This is a genomic window from Nocardioides sp. CER19, assembly GCF_029846275.1.
Lineage (GTDB): Bacteria > Actinomycetota > Actinomycetes > Propionibacteriales > Nocardioidaceae > Nocardioides.
Genome location: NZ_JARVWS010000002.1, coordinates 345,805 through 358,461, shown reverse-complemented (window position 1 = coordinate 358,461; position 12,657 = coordinate 345,805). Strand labels below are relative to the sequence as shown.

9 protein-coding genes are annotated in these 12,657 nt (G+C 72.4%); 3 read left to right on the top strand and 6 right to left on the bottom strand.

What is annotated here, in order from left to right; all coding sequences use genetic code 11:
• The first annotated feature begins 50 nt into the window (after positions 1-50).
• From zwf to eda, 3 genes are read left to right on the top strand one after another with little or no spacing between them, the layout of a single operon-like run.
• Positions 51-1,604 (top strand): glucose-6-phosphate dehydrogenase, encoded by a 1,554-nt coding sequence (zwf, locus tag QDS12_RS10055; protein WP_279878856.1) that lies wholly within the window; start codon positions 51-53, stop codon positions 1,602-1,604.
• Entirely contained in the window at positions 1,601-3,481 is a 1,881-nt protein-coding gene (edd, locus tag QDS12_RS10050; RefSeq protein ID WP_279878855.1) for a phosphogluconate dehydratase, read from the top strand. The genes zwf and edd overlap by 4 nt, the downstream gene beginning before the upstream one ends.
• Entirely contained in the window at positions 3,468-4,088 is a 621-nt protein-coding gene (gene eda / locus QDS12_RS10045) for a bifunctional 4-hydroxy-2-oxoglutarate aldolase/2-dehydro-3-deoxy-phosphogluconate aldolase (protein WP_279878854.1), read from the top strand. The genes edd and eda overlap by 14 nt, the downstream gene beginning before the upstream one ends.
• Positions 4,089-4,204: 116 nt before the next feature.
• On the opposite strand, the gene QDS12_RS10040 is transcribed toward eda, so the two are convergent.
• From QDS12_RS10040 to aceB, 6 genes are all read right to left on the bottom strand, one after another.
• Positions 4,205-4,948 carry an IclR family transcriptional regulator gene (locus tag QDS12_RS10040; protein ID WP_279878853.1) on the bottom strand — a complete coding sequence of 248 codons (744 nt, stop codon included), beginning with the start codon at positions 4,946-4,948 and terminating at the stop codon, positions 4,205-4,207.
• The gene (locus tag QDS12_RS10035; protein WP_279878852.1) at positions 4,949-6,691 is read right to left on the bottom strand and encodes an L-lactate permease; all 1,743 of its coding nucleotides are present in this window, start codon (positions 6,689-6,691) and stop codon (positions 4,949-4,951) included.
• A gap of 29 nt (positions 6,692-6,720) precedes the next feature.
• Entirely contained in the window at positions 6,721-8,103 is a 1,383-nt protein-coding gene (locus QDS12_RS10030; protein ID WP_279878851.1) for a heterodisulfide reductase-related iron-sulfur binding cluster, read from the bottom strand.
• 156 nt (positions 8,104-8,259) lie between these two features.
• On the bottom strand, positions 8,260-9,483 hold the full coding sequence (locus tag QDS12_RS10025) for an FAD-binding oxidoreductase (RefSeq protein ID WP_279878850.1): 1,224 nt from the start codon (positions 9,481-9,483) through the stop codon (positions 8,260-8,262).
• On the bottom strand, positions 9,484-10,953 hold the full coding sequence (locus tag QDS12_RS10020; protein ID WP_279878849.1) for an FAD-linked oxidase C-terminal domain-containing protein: 1,470 nt from the start codon (positions 10,951-10,953) through the stop codon (positions 9,484-9,486).
• Entirely contained in the window at positions 10,950-12,545 is a 1,596-nt protein-coding gene (gene aceB, locus QDS12_RS10015; RefSeq protein ID WP_279878848.1) for a malate synthase A, read from the bottom strand. The genes QDS12_RS10020 and aceB overlap by 4 nt, the downstream gene beginning before the upstream one ends.
• Between the last annotated feature and the right edge of the window lie 112 nt (positions 12,546-12,657).

Genomic DNA, 12,657 nt, shown 5'->3' with positions numbered 1-12,657 from the left:
ATACCTAAGTTCTGCTTGTATCGATCCAAAATACCTGTCACCGTTCTCACATGCCCCATGCTTCCGCCGCCGGCGCGGCCCAGCCCGGCGTGCCCGTGATGCCCGAGCGGTGTGACTTCACCGTCTTCGGTGGCACCGGCAACCTCGCGCTCGGCAAGCTGCTGCCCGCGCTCTACCAGTCCGACCTCGAGGGGCACCTGCCCGACGACACCCGCATCATCGGCGTCTCCCTCGCGGACCTGGACGACGACGCCTACCGGGCGACCGTCCACGACGCGCTCCTCGAGCACGTCGGCGACCTCGACGACGACACCGCCGAGCGCCTGCTCGGCCGCCTGCACCACGTGCGGCTCGACATCCAGGACGGATCCGACTGGCACCGGCTCTACGGCGTGCTCAAGGACCGTCCGCACGTCGACGCCACGGTGCGCGTCTACTACCTGGCGGTCGCGCCGACCCTGTTCGGCCCGATCTGCCGCGGCTTGGACGAGGGCGGCATGACCGCCGCGCCCGCCCGCGTCGTGCTCGAGAAGCCGATCGGCCACGACCTCGCCTCGGCGCGCGCGATCAACGCCGTCGTCGGCGAGGTCTTCGACGAGGCGCAGATCTTCCGCATCGACCACTACCTCGGCAAGGAGAGCGTGCAGAACCTGCTGGTCACGCGGTTCGCCAACACGCTGCTCGAGCCGCTGTGGAACAGCCACTGGATCGACCATGTCCAGATCACCGTCGCCGAGACGGTCGGCGTCGGCGAGCGGGTCGGCTACTACGAGCAGGCCGGCGCGCTGCGCGACATGGTGCAGAACCACCTGCTCCAGCTGCTCTGCCTGGTCGCCATGGAGCCGCCGATCGAGGTCGGCCGCGAGGACGTCCGCGACGAGAAGCTCAAGGTGCTCCAAGCCCTCAAGCCGATGACTCCTGCCGAGATCGACCGGGACACGGTCCGGGGTCGCTACGGCAGCGGCCTCGTCGAGGGGCGGCAGGTGTCGTCGTACGACGAGGAGGTGGGTCTCGAGACGCCCTCGCTCGCTCCTCACGAGGGCTACTCGACCAGCGAGGTCAGCCTGACCGAGACGTTCGTCGCGCTCAAGGTCGAGGTGCAGAACTGGCGCTGGGCGGGCGTCCCGTTCTACCTGCGCACGGGCAAGCGGATGGACCGGCGCTCCTCGGAGATCGTGATCGTCTTCAAGGAGCCGCCGCACGACGTGTTCCCGCACCGCACCGGCGTCACCGCGCCCAACCGGCTGCACATCCAGGTCCAGCCCGACGAGGGCATGCGCCTGCACCTGACCGCCAAGGAGCCGGGCCCGGGCGGCTACCGCCTCAAGCCGGTCTCCCTCGACCTCAACTTCGCGTCGGCCTTCAGCCAGCGCTCCCCCGACGCCTACGAGCGGCTGCTCATGGACGTCGTCAAGGGCAACCCGACCCTGTTCATGCGCCGCGACGAGGTCGAGGCCGCGTGGGCGTGGTGCGCCCCGATCATCGAGCACTGGGCGGAGACCGGGCTGCCGCCCAAGCGGTACGCCGCGGGCTCCGCCGGCCCCACCACCGCGATCACCCTCATCGAGCGGGACGGCCGCTCCTGGCAGGAGGACCACCTGTGAACCCCACCATCGCATCCGTCACCGCGCGCATCGCCGCGCGGAGCGCGTCCACCCGGGCGGCGTACGTCGCCCGGCTGCGCGCGGCCGCCGCGCAGGGCCCGGCCCGTGGCCGGCTCGCCTGCGCCAACCTCGCCCACGGCTTCGCCGGCGCCGAGCCGGAGTCGAAGGCCGAGCTCCAGGTCGTCGGCCCCGCCGCCAAGCCCAACCTCGCGATCGTGACGAGCTACAACGACATGCTCTCCGCGCACGCGCCGTACGCCGACTACCCGCCGGTCCTCAAGAAGGCGGTGCTCCGCGCCGGCGGCATCGCGCAGGTCGCCGGCGGCGTGCCGGCCATGTGCGACGGCATCACCCAGGGCCGCGACGGCATGCAGCTCTCGCTGTTCTCGCGCGACGTCATCGCGATGTCCGCGGCGATCGCGCTCTCCCACGACATGTTCGACGGCGCCCTCATGCTCGGGGTCTGCGACAAGATCGTGCCCGGGCTGCTCATCGGCTCGCTGTCCTTCGGCCACCTGCCGACCGTGTTCGTGCCAGCCGGCCCGATGGCGTCGGGCCTGCCGAACGGCGAGAAGGCCCGGGTGCGCCAGCTCTACGCCGAGGGCAAGGTCGGCCGTGAGGAGCTGCTCGCCGCCGAGTCGGCGTCCTACCACTCCGTCGGCACCTGTACGTTCTACGGCACCGCGAACTCCAACCAGCTCCTCATGGAGGTCCTCGGCCTGCACCTGCCGGGCGCGTCGTTCACGCCCCCGACCGGCGAGCTGCGTGAGGCGCTGACCCGCGCCGCCGCGGCCCGGGTCACCGAGCTGGCCGGCAAGGGACTCGGCATCGGCGACATCGTCGACGAGCGGGCGATCGTCAACGCCTGCGTCGCGCTGCTCGCCAGCGGCGGGTCGACCAACCACACGCTGCACCTGGTCGCGATCGCCCGCGCGGCCGGCATCCAGCTCACCTGGGAGGACCTGTCGGACCTGTCCGCCGTCGTACCGCTGCTGGCCCGGGTCTACCCCAACGGCCAGGCCGACGTGAACCACTTCCACGCCGCCGGCGGCATCGGCTTCCTCATCCGCACGCTGCTGGCCGCCGGCCTCCTGCACGAGGACGTGCAGACCATCGTCGGGCCGGGCCTGTCGCGCTACACGCAGGAGCCCCGCCTGGCGGCCGACGGTCTCGGGTCGGCTCCCGAGGCGGCCGGGATCGCGTGGGTCGAGGGGCCGACCGCGTCGGGTGACCTCGACGTGCTGCGTCCGGCGACCGACCCGTTCTCGGCCGATGGCGGCCTGCGGGTGCTGCACGGCCCGCTCGGCACGTCGGTGATCAAGACCTCGGCGGTCAAGCCCGAGAACCAGGTCGTCACGGCGCCCGCGATGGTCTTCGACGACCAGGCGCACTTCCTCGAGGCGTTCGCCGACGGCCGCTTCGACCACGACCTCGTCGCCGTCATCCGCTACCAGGGCCCGGCGGCCAACGGCATGCCCGAGCTGCACAAGCTGACCCCCGCCCTCGGCGTCCTGCAGGACCGCGGTCACCGCGTCGCGATCGTCACCGACGGCCGCATGTCCGGTGCCTCCGGCAAGGTGCCGGCCGCGATCCACGTGACGCCGGAGGCGGCGCTCGGCGGCCCGCTGGCGCGGGTGCGCGACGGTGACGTGATCACCGTCGACGCCGTCGCCGGCACGCTGACCATCGACGTCGACCCCGCCGAGTTCGACGCCCGCGAGGCCACCGGCCGCGCCCCGATCGGCGAGGAGTGGGCGGGCACCGGCCGCGAGCTGTTCGCCGCCTTCCGTGCATCGGTCGGCTCGGCGGACACTGGCGCCTCTGTCTTCGCCCCCGTCACCCCCGCCCCCGAGGAGCTGTCTGTTGTCCACGCCTGACCTGCTGTCGCTCGCCCCCGTCGTCCCGGTCGTCGTCGTCGAGTCCGTCGACCAGGCCGTCCCGGTCGCCCGGGCGCTCGTCGCCGGCGGGCTGCCGGTCATCGAGCTCACCCTGCGCACCCCGGTCGCGCTCGACGCGATCCGCGCCATCGCGGCCGAGGTCCCGGAGATCGCCGTCGGCGCCGGCACCGTCACCACGCCCGACCTGGCCAAGGCGGCCAAGGACGCCGGCGCGACCTTCCTCGTCTCCCCCGGCGCCACGCCGCGGCTGATGGACGCCATGCTCGACACCGAGCTGCCGTTCCTGCCCGGCACGGCCACCGTGTCCGAGGTCATCGCGGTGCTGGAGTACGGCGTCACGCAGATGAAGTTCTTCCCTGCCGAGCCATCCGGCGGGACGGCGTACCTCGGCTCGCTGCCGACCGTCGTCCCGTCCGCTCGGTTCTGCCCCACCGGCGGCATCCGTGCCGCGTCCGCGCCCGACTACCTCGCGCTGCCCAACGTCGGTTGCGTCGGCGGCAGCTGGCTCACGCCCAAGGCCGCGCTCGACGCCGGTGACTGGGACGCCGTCACCCGGCTGGCCGCGGAGGCTGCGGCGCTGGGGTGAGCGCGCCCGCTGGCTGTTCATCGAGGTATGCAGCCGAATCGTCACTGCCCGTGCGGAGTTCCGCACGGGCAGTGCGCATTTCCCTGCATACCTCGACGAACACGCGCGAGGACCCGTCACCCCGCCCCGAGCTCCTCACCCGCCCGGCACATCGCCTCGACCAACCCCTCGGTCGCGGCGCCGGCGAAGCGGTCGGCGGGACCTGAGACGGACACGGCAGCGACGACGCGGTCTCCGGGACCGACGGGGACGGCGACGCAGCGGACGCCGGTCTCGTGCTCCTGCTCGTCGACGGCGTAGCCCTGAGCGCGGACCCGGTCGAGCTCGGCGAGGAACGCCGCCCGTTCGGTGATCGTCGTCGGCGTACGCCGGGCGAGACCCGAGCGTCGGACCACGCCCGCCGCCCGGTCGGGCGGCATCGCGGCGAGCAGGACCTTGCCCACGGCGGTCGAGTGCGGGGGTACGTGCCGGCCGACCTCGGCGAACATGCGGAGCGTGTGGGGCGAGGCGACCTGGGCGACGTAGACGACCTCGTCGCCCTCGAGCACCGCGAGGTTGGCGGTCTCTCCCGACATCCTGACCAGTTCGGTGAGGACCGGCCGCGCCGACCGCACGAGCGCACGCTGGGCGGCGTCGGCCAGCCGGAGCGAGCCGGTGCCGAGGGCGTACTTGCGGGCGGGGGTACGACGCACGTAGCCGCGCCTCTGGAGCGCCTGGAGGAGCCGGTGGACCGTGCCCTGCGGCAGCGCGCAGAGGTCGACCAGCTCGGCGATCCCGAGCGGGCGGTCGGCCGCGACGAGCGCGTCGAGCAGGTCGAGCGACCGGTCGACCGACTGCACCCCGCCCGGGACGCTCGGCACCTAGGGGACCATCCAGTCGAGCACGGCCGTCGCCTGCAGCGCGACGAGCACGCACATGAACGCCACCATGACGATGCTCCAGCCGAACACCTTCCTGAAGATGTCGCCCTCGCGGCCCGCCAGGCCGACGGCGGCGGCGGCGATCGCGAGGTTCTGCGGGCTGATCATCTTGCCGAGCACACCGCCGGAGGAGTTCGCGGCCGCCATGAGCAGCGGGTCGAGTCCGGCCTTGGCCGCCGTCTGCACCTGGAGTCCCCCGAAGAGCGCGTTCGACGACGTGTCGGAGCCGGTGACGGCGACGCCGATCCAGCCCAGCAGCGGGGAGATGATCGCGAAGGCGCCTCCGGCGCCGGCGAGCCAGGCGCCGAGGGACGCGGTCTGGCCGGACAGGTTCATCACGTAGGCCAGCGCCAGGACGGCCATCACGGTGACGATCGCGAGACGCAGGTCGACGTACGTCTTGACGTAGGCCTTGGCCGCGACGGCCGGCGACACCCGCAGGATCACGGCGGTGATGATGCCGGCGATGATCATGAGGGTGCCGGCGGCGGGCAGCCAGTTGAGGTTGAACGTCGTCGTCGACACCGGCTCGCCGTGGGTGTTGAGGACGTCGAGGCTCGGCCAGTGGAAGGTCGTGGTCCACGGCTTCTCAGCCAGCCTGTCCTTGACGGCGGTGATGTTGGCGATCGAGAAGAGCACGATGATGACGACGTAGGGCGCGTAGGCGCGGACGACGTCAGCGCGGGTGTCGAGGGGCGGCATGCTGGTGCCGGTCCCGGGGGTCACCCTCGTCCGGGTGCCGCCGGCGGAGGGCGTGGTCGCCGGCGTCGTGCCGCCGGTCGCGCCGCCCGCGTCCTCGACGTCGGCCGCCGGGCCGCCGTCCGCGGTGGTGTCAGCGGTGATCGTCTCCTGCGGCTGCCAGCCGCGCAGCAGCACGACGACGGCGAGCGCCGAGAAGAGCGACGCGAGGATGTCGGCCAGCTGCACCGAGATGTAGTTGGCGCCGACGAACTGGGCCAGTCCGAACGCGACGCCGCAGACCACGGCGGGCAGCCAGGTCTGGCGTACGCCGCGGTGCCCGTCGACCACCGCGACGAGGATGAGCGGCACCACCAGCGACAGGATCGGCGTCTGGCGGCCCACCATCGCGCCGATCGTGTCGACGTCGAGGCGGGGGTCGTTGCTCGCGCCCGAGGACACGGTGGCGAGCGTGGTGATGGGTGTGGCGAGCGCACCGAACGCGACCGGCGCGGTGTTGGCGATGAGGGCGACCGCGGCCGCCTTCAGGGGCTGGAACCCGAGCGCCATCAGCATGACGACGGTGATCGCCACCGGTGTCCCGAACCCGGCCAGCGCCTCGAGCAGCGCACCGAAGCAGAAGGCGATGATGATCGCCTGGATCCGCTGGTCGGGGCTGACCGTCGCGAACGACCGGCGCAGCACGTCGAAGTGACCGGTGGCGACCGTGAGGTTGTAGACCCAGATGGCGTTGAGCACGATCCAGAGGATCGGGAAGAAGCCGAACGCGGCGCCCTCGGTCCCGGCGAGCAGGGCCTGGTCCACCGGCATGTCGAAGGCCCACACGGCGACCACGAGCGCCACCAGCAGGGACAGCAGCCCGGCCTGCCACGCCTTCATGCGCAGCCCGCCGAGCAGCAGGAACAGGGCGAGGAGGGGTAGCGCGCCGCAGAGGGCGCTGAGGGCAAGAGAGCCACCGACGGGGTCGAGTACTTGCTGGAACATGGCGTCACTCCCGAGCTGGTGCGGGGGTTCTAGGTGGTCGACCTGGCCTGCGTGAGCCGGTCGGGAGCGAGGCCCCGGATCGAGGCGTCGAGCACCTCGACGAGGTGGGCCATGCCCATCGGGTGACCGGGCTCCGCCCCTGGCCGGGAGAGCGCGGACGTGACCTGCAGCAGGCAGCCGGGGTTGGCGGTGACCAGGACCTCGGCGCCGGTGGCGACGATGTTCGCCGCCTTCCGCTCCCCGAGCTCACGGGAGGCCTCGGGGCGCAGGATGTTGTAGATGCCGGCCGAGCCGCAGCACAGCTCGGCCTCGGCGATCTCGCGCACCTCCAGCTCCGGGACGCCGGCCAACAGCCGGCGCGGCTGCTCGCGGATCCCCTGGGCGTGCGCGAGGTGGCAGGCGTCGTGGTAGGCCACCGTGACCGGCAGCGGGTGCCGCTCGGCGACCGACCCGAGCTCGGCGAGCAGCTCGGCGATGTCGCGGACCTTCTCCTGGAAGCGGCGGGCCCGGTCGGCGTACCCGTGCGGGCCGGTGTCGTCGGCGAGCAGCCGGGCGTAGTCCTTCAGCGTCGAGCCGCAGCCGGCGGCGTTGATGACCACGACGTCGACCTCGGCCTCCTCGAACGTGTCGATGGTGCGCCGGGCGAGTCGCTGCGCCTCCGCCTCGCGGCCGTTGTGGACCGACAGCGCGCCGCAGCACGACTGCCCGGGCGGGATCACGACGTCGCACCCCTCGGCCGCGAGGACGCGGGCCGTGGCGGCGTTGACCTCGGGGAAGAAGGCACCCTGGACGCAGCCGGTGATGAGGCCGACGGTCGCGCGACGGGTGCCGGCCGCCGGGATGCGCAGCGGCAGTCGCTCGGCCTTCGACAGCGGCGGCGTGAGACGCTCCATCGCTGCCAGGTGCGGCGCCATCCGCTCGAGCAGGCCGGTACGCCGCAGGGCGCGGTCGAGGCCGGTGCGCTGGAGCGTGCGCAGCGGGCCGCGCAGCAGCCGGAGCCGCTCCGGGTGCGGGAACAGCGCGAAGATCAGCCCGCGGAGCGCCTTCTCGGAGCGGGAGCGACGGTGGTTCCGCTCGACCTGGGCGCGGGTCTGCTCGATGAGCGTGTCGTAGCGGACGCCGGACGGGCAGGCGGTCACGCAGGACATGCAGCCGAGGCAGTTGTCCCAGTGCTCGACCATCGAGTCGCTCATCGAGGCGCCTTCGAGCCCCTCCTTCATGAGGTAGAGCCGCCCGCGCGGGCTGTCCATCTCCTCGCCCCACAGCACGTAGGTCGGGCAGGTCGGCAGGCAGAACCCGCAGTGCACGCAGTCGCCGAGCAGCGCCTCGTCGGGCGGACGGTGGGCGTCGAACGCGCCCGGGCCGTAGGACGACTGCGCGGTGATCGATCCGGTCTCGCCGAGCTGAGCCATCAGCGTGTCTCCTTGCTTGTCGCCGTCGCGAGCGGCGTCCAGCGCGTGCGCTGGCGAGGCGGTGGAGGGAGCCGTGGCGGAGCCACGGCGACCGACGACAACGCGGCCAGCGTGCGTGCTGGACGCCGCGCAGTAGGCGAGAGGTGACGAGACACGTCAGATGCCTCCCACGAATCGTCCGGGTGCGAGCCGGTGGTCGGGGTCGAACTCGTCCTTGACACGGCGCATCAGGTCCAGGCCCGGCACGGGTCCCCAGACGTCGACGGCCTGCTTGACGGCGGCCGGGGCGTCCACGACGACGACGCTGCCGCCGTGGCCGGCGCAGACGGCCCGCAGCCGGGCGACCGTGGCGGCCACCCAGGCCGGGTCCTCGCCGGGCACCGCGGCGTAGAGCACGCCCGCACCGGCGGATCCGGTGACCCGGAACCCGTCGGTCGCCGCGAGTACGTCGGCCAGGCCGGAGAGCCGGAACGTGAGCTTGAGGGCGACCGCCCGGTCGTCGCCGGTGGCGGAGAGGTCCCACGGGTAGGTGCCCCAGCCGTCCGGTCCGGTGTCGGAGACCGCGGAGCCGGGGAGCAGCTCGCGGGCCGCCTCGACGCGGGCGTCCACGCCGTCGGCCCGGCCCTCGAGGAGGAGGCTGAGCGACGCGCCGGCCGGCGAGAACGCGACGCCGATCGCGGCCGGCACGACCTGGGCGCCGAGGATCGACTGCACCAGCCGCTGGGCGTCGGCCGGCGACGCGACGTGGGCGGTCAGCCACCGGGTGGCCGGGGGCACGGGGTGCAGCCGGAACGTCGCCTCGGTCACCACGGCGAGGGTGCCGAAGGAGCCGACGAGCAGCTTGCCGACGTCGTAGCCGGCGACGTTCTTGACGACCTTGCCGCCTGCCCGCGCGACGACGCCGTCGGCCCGGACGAACGTGACGCCGATGAGCAGGTCCCGCACGGTGCCGGCGACCAGGCGCCGCGGCCCGCTGGCGTTGGTGGCCAGCGCGCCACCGACCGTCGTGCCCGGGACGGTCTCGTCGAGCAGCAGGCGCTGGCCGGCACCGCCGACGTGCGCCTGGAGCACCGTGAGCGGCGTCCCGGCCTGAGCGGTCGCGATGAGGTCGCCGGCGGCGTGCTCCACCACCTGGTCGAGGCCGGACAGGTCGAGCAGCACGTCGGCGGAGCGCGGCGGTAGCCCCCAGGTCAGCTTCGTGCCGGCGCCCTGGACGACGACGGTCTGCTGCTCGGCCGCCGCCTCCCGGAGCACGGCGGCGACCTCGTCGGTGCTGGTCGGTGCGACGACGGTCCCGGCGGCGACGCCGTCGATCGAGGCGGTGGTCCCGATACGCTCGCTGGCGCTCGCCACTCGACCATCGACGCTGTCCGGCACCACTCAGAACACCTCCGCCAGGCCGGCCTCCTGCAGCGGGTGAGCGCCCTTGCGTCGGCCCGGCGCCTCGCCGCACAGCCGCGGGGTCGGGAAGACCTTGCCGGGGTTGGAGACGTGGGCCGGGTCGAAGGCGCAGCGGACCAGCTGCATGGTGTCGAGGTCGTCGGGACCGAACATCTTCGGCATGTGGGCCGCCTTGTCGGCGCCGACACCGTGCTCGCCGGTGATCGAGCCGCCATGCTCGATGCAGAGGTCGAGGATCGCCCGGCTCACCTCCTCGGCCGCCTCACCGGCGCCGTGGACGGTGTCGTCGAAGAGCACGAGCGGGTGCAGGTTGCCGTCGCCGGCGTGGAAGACGTTGGCGACGCGTACTCCCGACTCGCCGGAGCTCTCCGCCAGCTCGGCGATGCGCCGCAGCACCTCCGGCAGCGCCGTGCGCGGGATGACCCCGTCCTGGACGATGTAGTCAGGGCTGATCCGGCCGACGGCCGCGAACGCCGACTTGCGGCCCTTCCAGATCAGGGCCCGCTCGGCGGCGTCGGTCGCCGTGCGGACCTCGAAGGCATCGTTGCCGCGGCAGAGCCGTACGACGTCGTCGTACTCGGCCTCGACCTCGGCCCGCGACCCGTCGAGCTCGATGACCAGCACCGCTCCGGCGCCCGGCGGGTAGTGGCACTGCACCGCCGCCTCGGCGGCCTCGATCGCCAGCGCGTCCATCATCTCGATCGCGGCGGGCACGATCCCGGCCGCGATGATCGCCGAGACCGCGCCGCCCGCGCGGTCGGTGGAGTCGAAGCCGGCCAGCACCGTGACCACGTGCTCCGGAAGCCGGGTGAGCCGGACGGTCACCTCGGTGACGACGCCGAGGGTGCCCTCCGAGCCGACCACCGCGCCGAGCAGGTCGTAGCCGGGCGTGTCGGGCGCGTCGCCGCCGAGCCGCACCAGGTCGCCGTCGGGCGTGACCATCTCGACGCCGGTGACGTGGTTGGTGGTGAAGCCGTACTTGAGGCAGTGCGCCCCGCCGGAGTTCTCCGCGACGTTGCCCCCGATCGAGCAGACCAGCTGGGAGGACGGGTCGGGCGCGTAGTAGTAGCCGTACGGCGTCGCCGCCCGGGTCACGTCGAGGTTGATGACGCCGGGCTCGACGACGGCGCGCTGGTCCTCGGGCCTGACCTCGCGGATCGTCCGCATCTTCGACGTCACCACGAGGACGCCCTCCGCATGGGGCAGGGCACCACCCGAGAGCCCGGTGCCGGCGCCGCGGGCGACGTACGGGACCCCGAGCTCGGCACAGCACCGGACGATCGCGGCCAGCTGGTGCTTGTCCCGCGGGATGACCACCAGCCCCGGCGTGACGCGGTAGTGCGCCAGCCCGTCGCACTCGTAGGTGCGCAGCCGGGCCGCGTCGGTGATGACCGCTTCGGGTGGCAGGAGGTCACGCGCCGACGCGGTGAGCTGCTCCAGGGGTGTCATGGCATGCGCTCGTAGGCGGGAAGGGTGAGGAACTCGGCGTAGTCGTCGGCCAGCGAGATCTCGGTGAACATGGCGCGGGCGTCGGCCCAGCGGCCCTGCGTGATGTCGGTCCGCTCGGCGATGCGGCCCATCTCCTCCTGGATGAGGCGCTCGACCAGGTCTCGGGTCACCTGGTGGCCGTTGGAGAGGACGACGCCGTTGTGGAGCCACTGCCAGACCTGGCTGCGGGAGATCTCGGCGGTCGCGGCGTCCTCCATGAGGTTGTTGATGCCGACGGCGCCCATGCCGCGCAGCCAGGACTCGATGTACTGGATCCCCACGCTGATGTTGCTGCGCAGCCCCTGCTCGGTGATCTCACCGGGCGTCGACCTCACGTCGAGCAGCTGGTCGGCGGTGACGTGGACGTCGCCACGGAGCCGGTCGAGCTGGTTGGGCTTCTTGCCGAGGACCTTGTCGAAGACCTCCCGGCACGCCTCGACCATGCCCGGGTGGGCGACCCACGACCCGTCGAACCCGTCGCCCGCCTCGCGGGTCTTGTCCTCCTTCAGCTTCGTGAAGGCGTTCTCGTTGACCGCGGGGTCCTTGCTCGGGATGAACGCGGCCATCCCGCCGATCGCGTGGGCGCCGCGCCGGTGGCAGGTCCGCACGAGCAGCTCGGTGTAGGCCCGCATGAACGGCACGGTCATCGTCACGCTGTTGCGGTCCGGCAGCATGAACTCGCGCCCGCGGGTGCGGAAGGACTTGATGACGCTGAACATGTAGTCCCACCGCCCGGCGTTGAGGCCCGCCGAGTGGTCCCGCAGCTCGTAGAGGATCTCCTCCATCTCGAACGCCGCAGGGTAGGTCTCGATGAGGACGGTGGCGCGGATCGTGCCGCGCGGGATGCCGAGGAAGTCCTGGCCGATGTTGAAGGCGTCGTTCCACAGCCTCGCCTCGAGGTGGGACTCCATCTTGGGCAGGTAGAAGTAGGGCCCGCTGCCCCGGTCGAGCTGCAGCCGCCCGCACGTCACGAGGTAGAGCGCGTAGTCGACGAGGCCGCCGCTGGTCCGCGTACCGTCCACGAGCAGGTGCTTCTCCGGGAGGTGCCAGCCTCGAGGCCGTACGACGATCGTCGGCTGGTCGGCGGCCGTGACCGCGTAGTGCTTGCCGCTCCCCGGGTCCGTGTGGGTGATCGTGCCCCGGACCGCGTCCAGGAGGTTGAGCTGGCCCTGGACGACGTTCTCCCACAGCGGGGTGTTGGCGTCCTCGTGGTCGGCCAGCCAGACCTTCGCGCCGCTGTTGAGCGCGTTGATCGTCATCTTCCGCTCGGTCGGCCCGGTGATCTCCACCCGCCGGTCGACCAGGCCGGGCGCCGGCGACGCGACCCGCCACGAGTCGTCCTCGCGGATCACCCGGGTGTCCGGCAGGAAGTCGAGGGTGCCGCCCTCCGCGAACTCGCGTACCCGCTCCCCGCGTCGCGCCAGCAGGTGCTCGCGGCGACCCTCGAGCTGTCGGTGCAGCAGCGCCACCAGCTCCAGGGCCTGGGGAGTCAGCACCTCGTCGAAGCGCTCGCCCAGCGGTCCCCTGATCTCGACGCCCTTGGGAACGTGCATCGCTCCACCCCGAGTTTTCGCATCGTGGAATCGATCTTCTGGTCACTGGAACAGTAAGAAGACGAGGCGCTGAATGCAACGGGTCGGAGTGATCGCCGTCACAACCGGCCGG